This window comes from Candidatus Edwardsbacteria bacterium (assembly GCA_018821925.1).
Lineage (GTDB): Bacteria > Edwardsbacteria > AC1 > AC1 > EtOH8 > UBA2226.
Genome location: JAHJLF010000014.1, coordinates 1 through 18,294, shown reverse-complemented (window position 1 = coordinate 18,294; position 18,294 = coordinate 1). Strand labels below are relative to the sequence as shown.

20 protein-coding genes are annotated in these 18,294 nt (G+C 50.7%); all 20 read right to left on the bottom strand.

From position 1 onward, the window contains the following. Positions 1 to 2: 2 nt before the first annotated feature. Positions 3 to 824, bottom strand: coding sequence for an efflux RND transporter periplasmic adaptor subunit (locus KJ869_01095; protein MBU1575788.1), 822 nt, complete (start codon positions 822 to 824; stop codon positions 3 to 5). Further along, positions 821 to 1,450, bottom strand: a complete 630-nt coding sequence (locus tag KJ869_01090) for a TetR/AcrR family transcriptional regulator (protein ID MBU1575787.1) — start codon at positions 1,448 to 1,450, stop codon at positions 821 to 823. The genes KJ869_01095 and KJ869_01090 overlap by 4 nt, the downstream gene beginning before the upstream one ends. Positions 1,451 to 1,568: 118 nt before the next feature. After that, positions 1,569 to 2,183: a chemotaxis protein CheC gene (locus KJ869_01085; GenBank protein ID MBU1575786.1), complete on the bottom strand. Its 615-nt coding sequence runs from the start codon at positions 2,181 to 2,183 to the stop codon at positions 1,569 to 1,571. A 132-nt stretch (positions 2,184 to 2,315) separates the two neighbouring features. Beyond that, positions 2,316 to 4,514 carry a patatin-like phospholipase family protein gene (locus KJ869_01080; protein ID MBU1575785.1) on the bottom strand — a complete coding sequence of 733 codons (2,199 nt, stop codon included), beginning with the start codon at positions 4,512 to 4,514 and terminating at the stop codon, positions 2,316 to 2,318. A 99-nt stretch (positions 4,515 to 4,613) separates the two neighbouring features. Next, positions 4,614 to 6,053 carry a DUF3943 domain-containing protein gene (locus KJ869_01075; protein ID MBU1575784.1) on the bottom strand — a complete coding sequence of 480 codons (1,440 nt, stop codon included), beginning with the start codon at positions 6,051 to 6,053 and terminating at the stop codon, positions 4,614 to 4,616. Positions 6,054 to 6,129: 76 nt separating this feature from the next. Continuing rightward, positions 6,130 to 6,639 carry a cupin domain-containing protein gene (locus KJ869_01070; GenBank protein MBU1575783.1) on the bottom strand — a complete coding sequence of 170 codons (510 nt, stop codon included), beginning with the start codon at positions 6,637 to 6,639 and terminating at the stop codon, positions 6,130 to 6,132. Between the two features lie 60 nt (positions 6,640 to 6,699). Beyond that, positions 6,700 to 8,490: a molybdopterin-dependent oxidoreductase gene (locus tag KJ869_01065; protein MBU1575782.1), complete on the bottom strand. Its 1,791-nt coding sequence runs from the start codon at positions 8,488 to 8,490 to the stop codon at positions 6,700 to 6,702. A 124-nt stretch (positions 8,491 to 8,614) separates the two neighbouring features. Next, positions 8,615 to 9,532: a phosphate/phosphite/phosphonate ABC transporter substrate-binding protein gene (locus tag KJ869_01060; GenBank protein MBU1575781.1), complete on the bottom strand. Its 918-nt coding sequence runs from the start codon at positions 9,530 to 9,532 to the stop codon at positions 8,615 to 8,617. After that, complete coding sequence (locus KJ869_01055) at positions 9,529 to 10,011, bottom strand: NADH-quinone oxidoreductase subunit B family protein (GenBank protein ID MBU1575780.1); 483 nt, start codon at positions 10,009 to 10,011, stop codon at positions 9,529 to 9,531. Before KJ869_01055 ends, KJ869_01060 begins: the two co-directional genes overlap by 4 nt. Positions 10,012 to 10,088: 77 nt before the next feature. Further along, positions 10,089 to 10,472 (bottom strand): four helix bundle protein, encoded by a 384-nt coding sequence (locus KJ869_01050; GenBank protein MBU1575779.1) that lies wholly within the window; start codon positions 10,470 to 10,472, stop codon positions 10,089 to 10,091. Positions 10,473 to 10,552: 80 nt separating this feature from the next. Further along, the gene (locus tag KJ869_01045; GenBank protein ID MBU1575778.1) at positions 10,553 to 11,746 is read right to left on the bottom strand and encodes a branched-chain amino acid ABC transporter substrate-binding protein; all 1,194 of its coding nucleotides are present in this window, start codon (positions 11,744 to 11,746) and stop codon (positions 10,553 to 10,555) included. A 46-nt stretch (positions 11,747 to 11,792) separates the two neighbouring features. Further along, positions 11,793 to 12,176: a four helix bundle protein gene (locus tag KJ869_01040; protein MBU1575777.1), complete on the bottom strand. Its 384-nt coding sequence runs from the start codon at positions 12,174 to 12,176 to the stop codon at positions 11,793 to 11,795. Between the two features lie 54 nt (positions 12,177 to 12,230). Next, complete coding sequence (locus KJ869_01035; GenBank protein ID MBU1575776.1) at positions 12,231 to 13,757, bottom strand: oxidoreductase; 1,527 nt, start codon at positions 13,755 to 13,757, stop codon at positions 12,231 to 12,233. A 160-nt stretch (positions 13,758 to 13,917) separates the two neighbouring features. Then, positions 13,918 to 14,394: a cyclic nucleotide-binding domain-containing protein gene (locus KJ869_01030; protein MBU1575775.1), complete on the bottom strand. Its 477-nt coding sequence runs from the start codon at positions 14,392 to 14,394 to the stop codon at positions 13,918 to 13,920. Between the two features lie 14 nt (positions 14,395 to 14,408). Further along, positions 14,409 to 15,071, bottom strand: a complete 663-nt coding sequence (locus KJ869_01025; protein MBU1575774.1) for an NADH-quinone oxidoreductase subunit K — start codon at positions 15,069 to 15,071, stop codon at positions 14,409 to 14,411. A gap of 133 nt (positions 15,072 to 15,204) precedes the next feature. Beyond that, positions 15,205 to 15,561: a four helix bundle protein gene (locus KJ869_01020; protein ID MBU1575773.1), complete on the bottom strand. Its 357-nt coding sequence runs from the start codon at positions 15,559 to 15,561 to the stop codon at positions 15,205 to 15,207. Positions 15,562 to 15,669: 108 nt separating this feature from the next. Next, the gene (locus KJ869_01015) at positions 15,670 to 16,122 is read right to left on the bottom strand and encodes a 4Fe-4S dicluster domain-containing protein (protein MBU1575772.1); all 453 of its coding nucleotides are present in this window, start codon (positions 16,120 to 16,122) and stop codon (positions 15,670 to 15,672) included. Between the two features lie 100 nt (positions 16,123 to 16,222). Beyond that, positions 16,223 to 17,113, bottom strand: coding sequence for an NADH-quinone oxidoreductase subunit H (locus KJ869_01010; protein ID MBU1575771.1), 891 nt, complete (start codon positions 17,111 to 17,113; stop codon positions 16,223 to 16,225). Positions 17,114 to 17,159: 46 nt separating this feature from the next. Continuing rightward, complete coding sequence (locus KJ869_01005; protein MBU1575770.1) at positions 17,160 to 17,543, bottom strand: hypothetical protein; 384 nt, start codon at positions 17,541 to 17,543, stop codon at positions 17,160 to 17,162. Positions 17,544 to 17,571: 28 nt separating this feature from the next. Then, on the bottom strand, positions 17,572 to 18,294 hold a 723-nt coding region (locus KJ869_01000; protein MBU1575769.1), incomplete at its 5' end, for a hypothetical protein.

Here is an 18,294-nt window from a genome sequence, read left to right as displayed (position 1 = left end):
TTTTACTGCTGCCCCTTGATGAAGATTGTCGCATCGGCCGGGATGCCTGCCTTAAGCTGCTGCTCGGGATTGGGGATTTTCAGCTTGACGCCGAAGACCTGCTTGACCCGGTCCTGCTTGGTCTGAATATTCTTGGGGGTAAATTCGGCCTGGGGCGAGATGTAAACCACCAGCCCCATAAATGCCTTATCTTTAAATGAGTCTATTCTGATCTCTGATCTCTGCCCTAATTTTACGTATCCCAGCTCTTTTTCGTTTACATACACCACCAGCTCGACGGTATCCATTTTGGATATGGTGAACAGGATGGATCCGGGTCCGGCGGTCTCGCCTATTTCATAGGTTGAATTGGTGATCATCCCGGCCAGGGGGGCTGTAACATAACAATCGGATATGTTTTTCCTGATCATATCCGCGGCGGTCCTGGCCTGCTCCAGCCGGGCTCCGGAGGCCCGGAATTTGGCATTGACATCATCGCGCTGTTTCTGGGTGACGCTGCCCTTTTGAAACAGCTCGCTGGTGCGCTGGTCATCTTTGCGGTCGTTTTCGTATTGGATCCGGGCCAGTTCCAGCCCGGCCCGTGACTGGCGCAGCTGCAGATCAAGCATCTCATGGTCCATTGTTGCCAGGGTGTCGCCCACCCGAACAGCAGCCCCTTCCTTTCCCAAAAGGCCTTTTATCTGGCCGCCCATTTTGGCCGAGACATTAACCTGAATGGCTTCGATAGTCCCCGTAGCCTCTATCCTTTCCCTCTTACCGTTGTTATTCCCGCAGGAAACAAGCAGCAGCGGCAGGATTGCGATCATTGTCAGGTATCTTTTCATTTGTTTTCCTCTTTTATTTTTTTTAGGAAATTTTTTCTGGCCGGTTCGGTCAATATCCCCCGGAACACCACCTCCACGATGGTTTCGAATACCTGGGCCGCGGTAAAAGGTATCTGGCTGAACAATTTGGGGTCGATCATGTTCTGGATCAGGGTGGTGAAGACTATTGTCACCAACTGGGGGTCAACATCCTTCCGGAACACCCCCTGCCGGGTCCCCGATTCCAGAAGCTTCCGGAAATTGAGCAGTATCTTCTCCCGCCGGAATTGGTCGATCTCCTCCCACATCTCCGGGGCGTTGCGGCGCAGGTCCTCCCCGAAAGGCCGGGCCATCCGGCTGACCATCCCGCTGAGATGGTTCATCAGCCAGGACAGCTTCCGGGGGAAATCCATTTCCCGGTCGTTGACGATGCCCTCGATTATCTTCCCGTTCTCATTTATCATATTGCTGACCACTTCGTACAACAGGGCCTGTTTGCTGGGAAAATGCAGATATAGGGTCTTTTTGCTGATGCCCAGGCCGGAGGCGATCTGGTCCATGCTGACCCTGGAGAAACCCCGCCCGAAGAACAGCCGGCTGGCGCTGTCGATGATGCGTTCTTTTAATTTATTGGCTCCTGCTTTCATAATACTGTGGAAACTTATTTAGTGTTTATGGTTTCCTCTATTATACACCTTTTATTTTATTTGTCAATAGGGAAATAAAAAACGGGGCTGATGCCCCGTTTAAAGAATGCCCAAATACCTATTTTATATTCATGGCCTTGAACATGGCCTGCAGCGAACTGTCATCCGGCAATAGCAGGAAATAGCCCTGCAGCACGGTCTCGTTGCCCTGAAAACGGAAATCGTTCTCTATTATCACCGCCAGCTCCTCGGCCCCTCCGGCCTGCTCGGCAAAGCCGGCCATCATCTCCTCCGGGGTGCCTATGATCAGGGACGGGGTGGTGGGGACCACCATGAAATTGAGCATCTCCCCCAGGGCGTTCATATAGGCGCAGGTCAGTATGTTGGAGACCTCTCTTAAACCCGATCTGTCCAGCTCCGACAGGGCCTTGACCGTGCCGATGGGACGCCGCATCAGGCAATCGCAGAATTTAAGGGCGTCGTCCTGGCTGAAGAACAGCAGGGTCCGGCCCACTATATCCCCGGAAAGATCGATCCGGATGCCCAGGATCTTCTGCCCGGAATCAGCGCACTTTTTAAAAACCGACGAGATGGGATCTATGCTGATAACCGGGATATTGATGGTGACCTTCTGCCCGGTAAGCTCCGACAGGGCTGTAGCGGCATGGCCCGAGCCGATGTTCGACACCTCTTTTAGGGCGTCCAGCTGGATATTGTCTAACTGTTTCATCATTCCCTTCTAATATGATCTTGCATTTGATAATTGTGCCCCAAGGACGTTTATATTGGCCGCAAACCCCAGGAATATAAATTTTCTTATGTACCCGTCGCTCTAAAACAAACCTGTTCATAAACAAAATAAATTTTAAAAATTATATCCCAACCGAAGGTTTGCCAATAAAGTGTGGTGGCTGCCGCCCATCACGTCTATTTTAATAGGACCGACCGGAGAAAGAATGCCTAATCCGAGAGCTATTCCGCTCACTAAATTATGCCTATCAAGTTGATCCCTCCAATACCCATCCCCGGCTTTCCCTATATTCCAACTGCCGGTTACGAATCGATTGGGGAATGCTTCGTATTGCGCGCCAATCCCCAGCCCCATAATATTATTACCGTCCAATTCCATCGGCTTCAGGCCGGCCATCGGAATAACTCCCTGCCTTTGGTCTAGGCCACCCAGATAAAACCGGTAATGTTCGGGGATATCAAGGCCGGATACATTGCCCCAAAACATGTTCCCGTTAAACGACAGTTTTTTGTTCAGGGGGAAACATCCCTGCCACTGACCCAATTTCTTAAAAAAATCGGCCCGGCCAGCAATTTCACGATTTGCCATTCTATGACTCAGGATGACTTTATGACCCCGGGTTGGAAATTCGCTTCTATCATATGTGTCCATGTTCAAGGAGACCATCAAAGTAAGGTGCCGCCCGCTGATCTCGGGAATCCCCATCGGGGCTATATCCGGCTTTTTTTCAAAATACTCCATTCGTATTCCACCGCCCACTTCCATCGATTTGGAATATATGGTTCCCAGGAATATATCCCCTGATCCTATAGTGTAGTTAAAACTTGCCCAGCGTTGTCCTTCCCGGTACAGAAATACCGGATATTTGACAATGCAAAGTGATACCCTCTCGCCCAAACCCGGGCCCAGTCCGGGGTGGATGAACTCCGATAGTTTTAATTCGGGACTATCGCCAAGGCGCAGATCGGCCGCCAGCTGGGAGCTGTGCCCCAAAAGATTTCTAAAATTCAAACTGAACAGGATTTCGGCATTGGTATTGCTATCATAACGCAAACCCAGCCCCAGAATCTGGTGATCTTTCTCAACTACTTTTACCCTGAGGCAAACACCCCCCTGGCTTGGCTCCAGCCGGTAGCTAACACCCTCAAAGAATTGGGTGTTGTAAACCTTGTCAATAGCCAGTGCTAAATTATGAGACGAGATCCAACAATGGGGTTTCAGGGCCAGCTCGCTTAAAACCGATTTTTTAGAAACCCGGCTCAAGCCCTCAACTTCTATGTTACAAATGAATATGGACTCCGGCGGGGCTGAATTATTAATGGGCCTGTTGATTTTTCCTAGTCCCATGGAATCTATCAGTTTCTTCAGTTCCGGCAGGGCTTCCCGGGCCGCCTGTTCACCTTTTTTTATCAGGTCTTCCACCTGATTGAAATCGGCCGGGGTATACTCGGACAGATCGGGAACCAATAACAGATTACAAAGCTTTCGTTGTTCCTGAACCGAGGCGTAAGTTTGAAAGCTCATGGTCTGGTCCAACACATTGAGCAATGAATTTATCTGTTCCCTGGAGCGCAGGGCGGAGCTGACATCAACACCTATTATTATATCTGCCCCCATTTTCAACGCTTCATCTGCCGGCAGGTTATCCACCAATCCTCCGTCTACCAGTAATTGCCCGTCGATTTCCACGGGTCTAAACACGGTTGGGATGGACATACTGGCCCTGAGAGCTTCGGGTAGAAAGCCCCTGTTCAGCACCACCCGCTGGCCGTTTTCCAAATTGGTGGCTAAGCAACAAAACGGGATCGTTAACTTTATAAAATCATTCACCTGGTGGGCCGGCCAGGTTAATCTGGTCAGCAGGGCCTGAAGGTTTTGCCCGGAGATCAGACCATAAGGCATTTCCACTCTGCCTGGCTTGATGGGAAATATTGCCATAAAGCGGTCAGCCTGATCTTTCTCCACCATCGGCAATAATCTTCGCGAGGCTTGGCCAAGGAACAGATCCATCCAATTCTGGCCTATGGCAATTTCCTTTATTTGCCCCGGTGTATAGCCGATGGAGTATAGGGCTCCGACGAACGCACCCATGCTAGTGCCAGTAATATAATCAATCTTTAAGCCCGCTTCTTCAAGTACCTGCAAGACCCCTATATGGGCAAAACCTTTGGCTCCGCCGCCGGAAAGCACCAACCCCACCTTCGGCTGGTGTTGTGCCTCTTGAGCGTTAAGAACGGGTGGCAACAGGAACACATACGCCAATGTCACTAAGGCCGTTAGCTTTTTGATAAGATCAATATATTTATTATTCATAATAGTTTGATAATAAAACAGGGACTACCTTCCAGCGGACTTTATGTCTCGAAAACAATTGTTTCCATTGCCGTCCGCAATATTCTGCACGTTACGGGGCTATAATGTTACTGTAATGTAGGACAGCACCGCATAATTATTTTTCCGCACCGAGGGATAACTGCTATAGCTGCCGCTATGGTAGTAGCTTAGGTATTCAAACGACCACACCACTGAATGATATACCATCGCCTGTAAGCCTGCCCGACTAAAACTTACAAATTCAGTTCCTTTCGCTCCGCTGACGACATGCAGCCAGGTGGGATCATATGCCGCATATACTTTCCCCAGATCAGCAAATGCAACTGCCGTTTCCATTTTCCCACCGAGGCCCGGCCCCAGATTGTAGTCACGTTGCATCGCCTGGGCATACGGGGAATCAACGCCACCCATCAGTATTACCGACGCCATGGCGAAAGACTTTAATGAAGCCCGGGCCGAAAGTGTGGTGTTTGTTAGCAGCCCGGTTCCCACGCTGGTGCCACCAGCTCGGTATATTGCGGTATTAAGATAATTAAAATTTTTGAAAATCCCGACAAGGGTTTTATCGTGATTGAATAATCGAATGCGTTTTCCGGCCAATAGTCCGCTTCCAAAAATATCGAATATTGTATTATGCGTCGTAAATCCCAGGCCAAAATGTGCGGTAAAATAATCGAACGGCTTGACGGGCACAGCAGTAAACGGGTTTCCGTAAGTCATCTGATATTTAAGATAACCGTGGGGCTGTTTTTGGTATAGTCGTCGATCCTCAAACAGGCCCAGCATGCCGGCTGAAACCGAAATTGAATAATCAGGATTACGTGGCCGGGGGTTAACCCGCCAACTTTTCCCGCTGATTATTCGGTTCAGGCCATTCATTGGCGAAAGAATGCCGGCCGCAGCTTCTCGCCATATTCTTTCCCCACCCGTTGTACTTTCATTCAGCAAAAGGGACGAAACCCTGAATGTTATTTCACCGAGAACTATTCCGCTGGCTGTCGTATTTATCAGGTCGTTAATGGATGGCTGTTCGGCCTCCATTGCAAGTTCCCACATCAAACTTCCTGCAAATGGATAGGCAATTGATTTCCAAAAACTCAATCCGCTCGACCTGGCGGCTGTATGTGAAAGCGCCCCGCTATAGGGATGAAACAAGTAATTCATTTCAAAGCCATCGGAATCCCACACAAAGCCATGCGTGATGTTGTATTTAACTGTTTTACATGATATATTCGTCCAACTTGGATTTCCCAGCGCATGTTTGTTAAGAAAAAATACAAAAACATTAATACCGGCCGTTTCTAGTGCCGGGACAAGATACTGGTTGTATGTTGGTGTAGCTGGGCGTTGGCTGCCTGTGGCCGCTTCGTTAGAAACCGCATCAATGGAATCTGCCGGGGTTGGATAATTAGGCTGACCTTTTAAGTCATGCGTAACGCCAACTAACAAAACAATTAGTATAATAATTTGAAACCGGCTGTTGTTCCAATGCCAAAAACATAATGAGGCAAAGTTCACGACATGTAACCTATAAAATATTTATCATTATTGCCCCCAAGCACCGTCATATTGTCGGCAGGTAGCTTGTAATATCTCACCTGGTCAATTTCGATATCAGGCTGGCATATTTTGAATAGCCGGACGCTAATGATTCGCGTTGACCCTGGATATAATCCTGATATTCAAACCCCGGGGAAACCGTGGTGCCCAATAGCGCATATTTTCCGCCTTGCTGCAGGGAAGCTCCCTGCCAGACCCCTCGGGGGACCACCAGTTGGACCAACTGTCCGTTTTGGATATCCTGACCCAGCATCACCTCCCGGCCAGTCCCGTCCGGATAAAGCAGCAGCATTTCCACCGGGTCGCCCAAGTAGAAATGGAATATCTCGTCGCTGTTCACTTTATGAAGGGTCGAAAAGTTGTCCGGGGTCAGCAGATAATATATGGCCGTTCCAAAACACCGGACGTTATAATAAAACGCCGGCAAGGCTGCCTTGGGAATGGTATCTTTAGACCGATAGGTCTCTCTGAAAAACCCGCCTTCTATATCCAGCGGCTTAAGATCCAGCAGTTCGATGATCTCTTCTGGTTTATATGTTTCCATCTGCAATTGATTATTCAAATTAACAGACCTCGCCGTCAATGGCGAGGTCTTGTTTTTATCTTATATCTTTTCTATCTTGATCGAAATGCCCTTAAATACCGGGGTCTTTAGCTTTGCATCATATTGGAACGGAGCCAAGACATTCCCTCCGAAGTGTACCGGCACAAAAGCCGTCTTTTTGTAAATATTGGGATTGGCCTTGATGACCGCCACCATCGATCCGGCATCGGAGACCACCTTGGCCTTCCATCCGGCGCGCAGGCCCAGATCGGCGATGTCCTCGGGATGCAGTTCTATATACCCTCCTGTGAATTCCCGTGCCAGATGGTAGCTGTTGAATATCTGTCCCTCATCGCCGTAGAGATGCGGATAGACGCTGCCCAATTCCAGGTTGAACGGCAGAGCCTCGCTCTCTATCTCGATCGTCTTGAAGGGATCCAGCTTTACTACCTCTGGCTCCGGCAGTTTTTCATTTATCCCCAGTTTTCCGCCCATGGCTTTTGCCAGATATTCCAGGATATCCCCCAAAGCCCGGCTGTCCTTATCGGGCGCGCTGGCGGCCTTGAAGGGCTGTTCTTTGCCATCCAGGTTATAGAAACTGCCGTCTTTTTCCAAAGACAGCTGCCAGGGGAGGACCACCTCGGCCTTTTCGGAGCAGTCGTTGGGATAGGAATCTATCACGACCAGGGTCTCCAGCTGGGCAAGAGCCTTCTCCACCGATTCCCTCCCCGGCATCGTCTTCAGTGGATCCTCACCTATCAGAATCAGCCCCTTGAGGCGCTTTTTGCCGGCCGCTTCGATGATCTCCATGTAGCTCAGGCCGTCCGGCGAATTAAGGATTCGGCCGGCGCCGTAGTCGTTGGCTCCGTTCATCACCGGAAGCACCGATAATCTGTCTTGCAGCAGCAGAGCTATATTCGACAGGGCGGTCCAGGCCTCAAAAGCTTCCGGTTGGTGCAGCAGATTTTTTCCGAACAGCAGGACCGGCGACTTGGCCGAGGAAAGGTCCTTGGCCAGGGTTTCCAGGTCGGTATGGTTGACGCCCGAGCCGTCCAGCAACTGCCCTGGCGAAAGTTTGGAGAGGGTTTCCTTCAGTTTGCGGAATTCAGGATCGGCTGATTGAATATTATGTTTTTCCACCAGCTGTTTTAAAAGTGCCGTCAGCACATGGCCCTCCCGGCCCGGCCGGGACCACAGGAATAGTCCGGCATGCTTTGCCAGCGGGTTCTTCTGGCTGTCCAACACTACAAGCTTGGCCGAAGGCCCGGGGATCACATGGGCCAGATCTGGAGAAACATAAGGCCGGTCGTCTTCCGGCTTGCACCGGGAAAGCACCCGCTGACCCAGGATCGGATTATCCTCCAGCAGATTGGACCCGATCACCACTATCAGATCGGCCTGGTCAAGGCTCTGGGAACCCGCCTGGTTGGGGAACTTCATGGGCACGGCGCACAGCCGCGCCGCGCTGTCGTAATTCTGGGTCTCCAGCGCCGACTGGGCAAAAGCCTTTACAGTATAAGCCTCGCGGTTGGTCAGTCGGGATGAGGCAATGATGCCTATACTGTTCTGGCCGTGTTTTTCCCGGACCGCCTTCAATTTTTTGGCCGCCGTCTCCAGCGCCTTGTCCCAGGAAGACGCCGACAGTCCCTGGCCGTTCCTGATCACCGGTTGTTTGACCCTTTTATCTGCGGTCAGCAGCTGATGAGCGGTCCATCCCCTGGCGCACAACTGGCCCTGTCCCAGGTAATGATTCTGGCTGGCACTTACCCCGCTTACCATCCCGTCCTGCTCCACCAGGTAAAAGCCGCAGCCGCAGCCGCAATGCGGACATATGCTGTAATTATGTTTCATCGATCCAATTCTTGCTTGGTTTTTTCTTGCTTTTAACATCGATCCCTTTGCTCCTCCGCCGTTGAACGGGCAGAGTCTGTCAGGTTGTTATCAATATGCCCGGCGGCGGCCAGCGGGGAATATATCAGTATGGTGTTTTCATTTGGTCGGCCATTTCGGAAAATGCCCGGAAGTCAACACTGCCGGTTTCGGCAAAACGATAAAAGCCCAGCCCAGATAGTATTTTTTGATCCTCCGATTTGGCGGGATCCAAGGCCAAGATGGCATCCTTGACCATGTCGTCCATTTCGGTATGGCCGCCCTGAAGGGATGCCAGCGCCCAGTTGGGCACCGGTTGGCCGGTCGCCAGGACTTTGTAATATTTGGCCAGGCTGTCGTTCCAAAGAGACAGGGGAACGAAACCGGCCGCAAAATCGCCCTTATCCAGGCTGGCCAGCACCCGGTCCAGCTGTCCGACGGTTACTATCCTCAGATCGCGTTCCGGATCGATCCCTTGGTCAAAAAGATATTTTGCCTGGGAGAGATAGCCCTCGGACGACTGCTTGGAGGCGCAGCAGATCGCCCGGTCCTTTAGCTTGGAGACGTCGTTGATCCCCTTGGCATATGCCGGAAAAGATGTGATTATCAGTCCGCTGGTTTCGGCGGAGCCGGACTGGTCCCGGCCGATGGCAAGAGCCACGGCATTCTTGGTCTTCTGCAGGGTCAGGAAGGTCAAGGCGTCGCAGATCACCAGCTGGGCCTGGGAATTTTCTATGGAAGCCCCGAAGCTGGCGATGTTCTCGGCGGAGATATACTGCATGTCAAAGCCGGTCTCACGGGAAAGCTTGTCCAGCAGTGGCAGAAATCTGGCGCTCATGGCGGCGGTGGAGTAGGCCGGCAGCACCGCTATCTTAACCGCCTCCTGGCCGTAGCGCCCCTGGGGCAGGTTCCCGCAGCCAGCTAAATTCAGAAAGCAGATGGCAGAAAACATAATTGTTGCCATATAGTGCCGGCTGAACTTTTGCTTTTTGCTTTTTGCTTTTTGCTTTTCAAATTGTTTCATTTCCACATTCCCTCCCGGATCGGCCCTTCAGCCGAAACCTCCGCCTGCACCTTCTTGGGAGCCAGACCCAGGGCCACCGCCACTCCGTAAAGGATGGCCTCGGGCCGGGGCGGGCAGCCCGGTATATAGAAGTTGACCGGTATCACCTTGTCCACCCCGCCAATCACGTTGTAAGTATCGAACCACATATTTCCACCGCACCCGCAGGAGCCCACCACGATCACCAGCTTGGGATCGGGAATGGCGGCATAGGCCCGCTTTAATGACGGCAGGGCCTGCCGGGTGACCGGCCCGGAAACCAGCATGATGTCGGCATGGCGGGGAGAGCCGGCCAGCTTGATCCCGAACCGTTCGGCATCGTAGTAGGGCGTGATCACGTCCACGATCTCGATGTCACAGCCGTTGCACGACCCGGTGTTGATGTGGTAGATCCACAGCGATTTAGTGAACGCTTTGGCGCAAAGTTTTTTTAGGAACATATTCTACTTTCTGGCTTAATATACTGTGATGGCAATACGATTGAAATTCCTATTGTGATACAATGGTTATGCTTTTGTTATTCAGGGCCGTTTGCTTTCTTATTCAGAGAACTAATATAATTGTTAAGTTTTACGGAAAGATTTTTATGTTTAGCTGAATATTCCGCTAACTGAATATCTGATATGTATTTCCTTCGGTGACTGAATAATACATGGCTTTTTGTTTCTGCTAATGAGCCGCGGGAATAAATACAAAAGCGAGTTCTTTCTTTATAAGTATATCTGCCAAAGCCTTCGGCTATGTTGGCCCCTACGGAAACCGCCGATCTTCTCATCTGGGAAGTCAAATTAAAAATTTCCTCCTTGGGAAATTCTGCAGAAATGTCATAAACCCAATCAGCTAAACCCAGGGCCAGTTGATATATTTCAAGATCTGTAAAATCTTTTATCTCCCCGCCCATCTTTGCGCACCTCATCGCCAATTATAACAATCGTATCCCCATTGTATCTCCATCGTATACCTGCTTAACCCCTTGCTTGTCTACTTGTCAGTATTTTCCGCCCCCTCTTTCACCGGAATAAACTCCCCGCCCTTGACCCTCCAGATGACATACGGCGCGGCCGTGATGTCGCCCTTCGCATTGAAATCAATCTCGCCCAGGGCCCCGGAGAACTTCTGGGAATGCAGCACGCTGACCAGCGAATCCCCGGCGGTGATCCCGGCCTTTTCGATGGCCTGCAACAGCACCATGGCGGCGTCATAGGAATAGACCGAATACGGCCCGATCTCGCCGTAGCGGGCCTTGAACGAGCCGTAGAACCTGCCGGCCTCGGGCATGTCCTCCACCGCCGGACCGAAGGTGAAATAGGTGCCCTCCGTGGCAATGCCCCCGGCTTTTAGATATACCGAATTGGCAATGGCATCGCCGGCCATGAAGACGCTCTTTAACTTGCGCTCCTTGATCTTCCGCACCAGCACCGCTCCTTCGGGATAGCTGCCGCCGAAGTAGACCAGATCCGGCTGAATGCTGATCAGCGGGTCCAGCACTGCGTCATAGCCGGGGGCCTGGCCCTCATTGACCGGCTGCAGCTCGGCTTCGGCCACGATCTCAACTGCCGGAATGGCGTTTTTGCCTCTGGAACCGGCCGGCAGCTGTATCGAAGCGATGATCAATTTCTTGAACTCCTCGGTAAGTCCGCGGCCATAGGTGGTGCCATCGTTAAAGAGGGCCACCTTTTTTACCTTCAGGTTATTGATCGCGAAATCGGCCGCCACCCGGCCCTGCTGGTCATCGCGCCCGCAGGTGCGGAACACATTAATAAATCCCTGCTCGGTGAATTTGGGATTGGTGGAGGACGGAGAGATCTGCGGAAGCATTCTTTGATTATATATCCGGCTGCCGGCGATGGAGCAGTGGCTGTTGTAGTGCCCGACTATTCCGCAGACGCGCTGATTGGCCAGCTTCTCGGCCACGATATATGCTTCCTTCTCATCGGCCCGGTCATCCCCGGCGATGATCACTATCCTTTTGCCCAGCACCCCGCCCTTGGCATTCCATTCGGAGACCGCCAGCTGGACGCCATGCAGGACATCCTGTCCGGCCTTGGCCTGCTCTCCGGTCAGCGGGGCGGCCACCCCGATCCGAATCTGTTCCCCGCCGCCCTCGCAGCCCGAGAGAACCAATAATGTCGTTGCGGCCAGTAAAATTGTTACCGTAACAAGTGCCTTTTTCATTTTATACCTATCTGTATGTTTAAGAAGTTTAATATGTTCAAAAGGGTTAAAGGTATTTCTCGCCTTTAATTTTGCTTTTCTTCAAATATGTAATCATGTTGCTTATCATAGCTGAAAGTCCAGCGGCTTTTTCTCTTGACGAGTTAAAATCCGTATCAGTGATATATTGCTGATCTAACGCCACTACAAAATGGCTTCTTAACTCGCCACAAGAGCTTTTCGCTATGTATAAAAACTGGATAAACTCTGTATTTCCTCCCCGTTCAAAACCCTCGGCAATATTAGCCATTATTGATACAGCAGCTCTTCGCATTTGGTTATTCAGGCTATTATCTTTGAGAAACTTGTTTTGTCCGGTTAGTTTATAAACAATATTTGTCAATTCTCTGGCCTGTTGCCATATTTTCAACTCTTCAAAAGATTTTGCCATAACTTAAACTTCTTAAACTTGTTTAGCCTGTTAAACAATGTAATACAATTACAGTTAGCCCCCGATCAATATCCTCAAAATGCACTTGGTGGCGCTGTCCAACAGGGGATGCATTATCTGGGGAAACACCCCCAGCACGATGGCCGCGACAGCCAGCAGGACCATTCCCACCCACATGGCCGCCGGAACCTCGGTGGCGGTGGTGGCCTCGGCGCCGACTGCGTGAACTTCCTTTTCCGACCAGAAGATCTTATACCCGGCCCGAAAGAAGCAGACCAGGGTGAACAGCGAGGTGATGATGCCGATGATGGCCGCCCACATCAGTTTGGCCTCGCCCAATGCCAGGAACAGGGTAAACTTGGAAACGAAACCGTTAAAAGGCGGCATCCCCGAAAGTGCAAACACCCCCACAAAAAAGGCGAAGGCCGTCAGGGGCATTTTGAATTTTACTTTGGATAGCTCGGATATCTTGCGTTTTCCGGCCGAATAGATGATGGCTCCCACCGCCAGGAACAGCAGTCCCTTGATAATAGTGTGGTTGATCAGGTGCATCAGCCCGCCGTAGATCCCCAGGTAGGTGCCCATGCCCAGCCCCTCGATGACATAGGCAATCTGGGCCACCGAGGAATAGGCCAGCATCCGCTTGAGGTCGTTCTGGGTCATGGCCATCATCATGCCCACGACCATGGAGATGGAGCAGAGGATGGCGATGAACAGGGGAATGGTGCCGTAGTGCGGGGCGAACACCGAGATGGTCCTAGCCAAAGCGTAGGCCCCCACCTTGATGACTATGCCGGACAACAAAGCCGACACCGGAGCCGGAGCCTCGGCGTGGGCGTCGGGCAGCCAGGCGTGAAAGGGCACCAGCCCGGCCTTGGTTCCGAAACCCACCACCATAAAGGCGGCGGCCAGCAGCACGATGTTGCTGGGTATCTTGGTGGCGATGGTCCCCAGCTCGGTCAACAGCAGCACCCGGGAGACCGGCAGGAACGGGGTGGCCGCCGAATACAACAGCACCGAGCCCAACAGTGCGAACACCACGCCTACCGTAACCAGCAACAGGTATTTATATCCCGCCTCCAGGGCCGGTTTGTTCCAGTGGAAGGTCACCAGAAAAACGGTGGCCAGGGTGGTGAACTCCAGAGAGACATACAGCATGATGATGTTATTGGTGGCGCAGGTCCAGTTCATCAGGCCCAGAAAGACCAGGATCTGCCCGTAGTAAGTGGTCATGCTGGTGTAAGGGTGGGCCTCCTCTATCTCGGTCTTGGCCCCGAAATATTTCATGGAGTAGACCACCACTATCACCCCCATCACGCTGGCCGCCAGCTCCATCAGGGTGGACAGCCCGTCCACGTAGAAATTGTTGCCCCACCAGGTGAGCACCTCTCCGTTTAAAACCCGGACGGTCATCATGATGGCGATCAGCAGGGTCAGGCCTATACCGGTCAAAGCCAGGCCATGGCGAACGATCTTTCCCAACCGGCCCAGGGCGAATATCAGCCCGCCGAACACCAAGGGGACCATGAAAACCAGGAACGGCAGTATCGACACCACCATGGGATTGATAGTTACAACCATATACTTACTCTACTTTATTGCTTTGATGCTTATTAAATTATCTTGTCGCTGTCTTTGGTCATTGCGAGACGGCTTCCCCGACTATCTGACGAAGCAATCTAAAATGCCTGGATCGCTTCGTTTGCCCATCAACGATAATCTTCTCGCGATGACTAACAACTTATTGACTCTGAGCGGCCATGCTGACCAATTGCATCCTGGTATCTTTTAATCGCGAGGCCAGCACCTGCAGTATCAGCTGCAGCATTTTGATCCCCATCTGGGGCTCAGTGGTGCACAGTTGACATACCTGCTGCCCCTCGGCCACCAGCGCTTTGACGTCGCTGACCGCCCGGGCCGAGGCGGTGCCGCCGCTCTGCACCAGGTCGAAGGCGTCGGACCATTCGATGATGCGGCCGGGGCTGATCTCCATGGTCAGCACCAGACGGTCGGCATTTTCGGAAAGGCTGGTGGCCACCTCCACCGCCACCTTGCCCTCCACCAGGATTATCATCTCTTTGTTGGGCGCCCGTTCCGGGATCATTACCTGATCGGCGCTATAACTGCGCTGGCTGAACAGCGGAGCCAGTTTCTCCAGCTCGGCATCGGAGAAATCGCTGAAGAAGTTCAGCTTTTTCAAAACATCCTTGTTGACCATTTTATGCTCCTTTTCTATCGTTTCAGGCTGGACAGCTTCATGGTATCAGCGCTGCCGAAGGCCTTGTAGATGCTCTCGGTGAGGAACAGCAGCATCACCGCGGCCACCACTACGTTGGAGACTATCCCCAGGATGGTGGTCACCGGAAGCTTGGGCACCAGGGTCACCAGGGCCAGGTGGACGCCGTTCTCTATCAGGTGCAGGCCGATGATTATCTTGACCGCATCACGGTGGACCACCAGCACGTACAGTCCCAGTACAAAGATGGTGAAGGCCAGGGCCAGCGACGAGCGGGCCGGCTCGATGGTGGCCTCCACCGTCGGGGCGATGAAGCCCACATAGGTGCGGATCATCTGGTAGAAGACGATCAGGAATACGGACAGGATTATGAACGACACCACGAAGCTCACCAGAGGCTTTACCTCAATGAACTCGGTGCGTTTGATGTGCCACCACAACAGCCCGGGGATGATTATCACCTTGGTGATGAAGGTCATTACCGCCCACCAGTACAGGGTGTAGTTCTGGCTTTTCTCTGCAAAGGCCACGATGATGAACGACAGCAGCAGCGACTGCACCAACAGGAACAGGGTGGCTGTCTTTAAATTCCTGATCTCGGCCGCACCCACCGAAGCAATGAAGTGGCAGGCCATTAAGGTTGTGATTAAATCACCCATACTCTCTTCTTGATAAAAGCTTAAATAATGTTTGAGGAGTTAACGATATATGACGTGCACTGTTTGAGATGCCTGCTTCTTTAGCCAATCGATGATATTGCGTCAGAGATGTCCCTCTGAAGGTCTGGCGAGGTTATGCCCGCAGCGATTTTTCCAACGCCAGAAGCTTGAAATATAATTTGTCTAACAATGGTTCTGCTCCTTTAAACTCCGCCGGGGAAATATATTTTCGGGCGACGCCGATTTTGAGATTCGCTATTGTTTCCACCAAAGAGCCGACAGCAGTATTGATATAATGAGCGAAATCTTTTTTGGTATGCTTACAGCTTCCTTCCGCAATGTTCAGGGCAATTGAAGTTACCGATCTCTTTCCTTGCTGTTTCAGGATATATTCTTCGGACTTGGGATACTTCTCCAGCAAAGCGTACACTTTATCGATGCATTCCAGTGAAATATTCCATACTTCCAGTTTCTGAAACTTCAGTTCCATATTTACTCCATCCTTTCGTATACACAATTAATCATCATCATGCCATCCTGTCTGGCATTTCAGACATCGCCAGACTTTCTATTGCGCTTCTCCAACTCCCTACGGTCGTTACGCCCCCGTCCCGTTCCTGAACCCCACCGTCATCATTTTGTCTATGATGGTCTGGGTCTCAAAGCACCGGCCGCAGCGCTGGCAGGTCCCCATGTAAACCTCGGCCGAGATATGCATGTCGTTGTGGACGTCGTTGGTGGCGGTTTCGAATTCCTGGGTCATGGTGATGGCCTTCTCGGGGCAGACATCGGCGCAGCGGCCGCAGTAGGTGCAGCGCTCCAGGTAGAAGTCCAGCTTGCGGACAGCTTGGCGGTCGGTGATCACTATCAGCCGCGAGGGGCAGACATTGGCGCAGCCGGCGCAGCCGATACACTTGGCCACGTCTATGGTCAGCTTGCCCCGGAAACCCTCCACCGGAAGGGCCTCGATATTCCGCTTCAGCGGATAGGGGAAGGTGACCCGCAGGTTCTTGAAGCAAATGAGGGCTTCTTTTAATTTTGATAGTATCATATAAAATTCTTCTGTTAAGAGTTACTTGCTTTTTACCACAGAGCACACGAAGATATTAATGGTTCCCCTATAATCCAATCCCTATTATCTAATGACTAATTTACGCTCCTACCAACGCAAACACCAGTCCCACCAAAGCCGTCAGCACCACGCCGAAATAATAGATCATGGCCTGGTCTATCCGCAGACGGGGATTGACCACGTCCACCAGCCCGACCAGCAGGACCACCACCAATATCTTGGCGATCTGTGCCAGCACCGCCCACAGGCCGGAGAGGCCGAAGGTCCAGGGGAAGAATATCTGCACCAGGATCAGGGAGAATATCAGCTGTTTGATGATGAAGCCCCAGCGGTACAGGGCGAAGGTCGGCCCGGAGATCTCGATGAACGGTCCGCCCATCAACTCGCCCTCGGCCTCGGGGATGTCGAAAGGCAGTTTGGACAGCTGGGCCTGGATGCCCAATAACAGCGCGATGCCGGAGATGATCATGGAAAGTGAGGTGCCGGAGGACTGCTGGTAGAAGGCCATGTCGGAAAAGCGGAAGCTGTGGGTCTTCAGGGCCGCCGTGATCAGGGTGATGAACAGCACCGGCTCCACCGTCAGGGAGGTCATCATCTCCCGGGCAGTGCCCAGAAAGGCGTAGGGCGAGCCGGAGTCCATCCCGGCCAGCATCACGCACACCGAGGCGAAGCCTATCATATAGAGGAACAGTATCATATCGCCGCCGGCAAAAGCCGCGCTTCCGCCCACCGGCACCAGCAGCCCGGCCATCAGGACGGCGGCCAGGCTTAAGTAGGCCGGCAGCGCCCCCAGCATGGAATGGGGAGAACGGACATCATCCTTGCCCAGCAGCTTGAGGGTGTCCCAGTAGGGCTGCAGCAACGGCGGCCCGATCCGGGAATGCACCAGCGCCTTGAATTTGCGGAGGATGCCTTCCAGCAGCGGGGATATGAAGAGCAGGGCCATTACCATTATTAATATTCTGAGCATCAAATTACCCTTATTGTTTGAAATGTTCCTTATTTAAAACTGTTCGTTATTTTTCGTTTATCCATTTTAATTGATCCACGGTTGGTGGTATAAATTTACGCCTTGGATCGTTTCTGTACTCTTCTCTTTCCGATTCGCAAATATAAATATTTACACCCCGACAACCAGCGTGCGGTAGCTTTAGAAAATATTTCTTGAAATTGGGATCATCTGTTTTAACAACCTTTAAGTCTAAAATTTCTCTGCAATACTTACATGTTTCTTTATCTATCAATTCACTCCTTATAACTGCAACAATTGGGTTCCCAGCCTTCTTAGATAATTCAATTTCTTTTTTTATCCTTATATACTCTTTATTATTTTTGTTATATACAATTTTATATACCGTCAGAACAAGCAAGAATATGACAATAATGATAATATATATCATTTTTCACCCAAAATAAAAGTTGGCAATGCTAACGTTTTCTAACAATTCTATCTGACCAATCAATGGTTATTGGGTTAGAATCAGAAGTAAAGTTTTCAACAACAAATTTATTGTCTCTAATAATTTGCATATATAGCATTCCCTTTCTTTCCTTTTTCTTTAATGTTATAGAAAGGGTTTTACAATTTAGATAAATAATATAGGGTGTTGTCCCCTCAACTTTTTTTATTTGATTTCCCTGATCTGTGCCTGTTGCTACATATGTCCCTTCGAATTTTAATGGCTCTGGGCTATCAATGCGGATTTTTATGTTATTAACATTATTGCTATCATAGGGGAAAGAAAACAGGTTCATCCACTGTTTGGTTAAATTAACGCTTTTCCTAAAAGCATTGAACTGGGATGTAAAAGCATTAATAACAAATTCTTTTTCTTTTTTACTGAGCTTAAATTCAAAACCTACCCGTCCTTCACCATAAGGGTATGTTTGTATAATCAATTTGTTATCAATTAAACCCCATGTATTATAACAACCACTTTTAGTTACGCTATCAATTGCACATAAAGAACTATCAAGTTTTATTATGCTTTCTTTGTCAAATACCAAGTAATCCACATTTTCAACAAATACATCTTCTTTGTTTTTATTGTTAAAAAGCGTTGCTTTATTATTAAGGTTGATAAATACCACTTTTGTTACTGCCCTATTATCTATAGTATCACCCATAATTATAAAACCATCTAATAAATT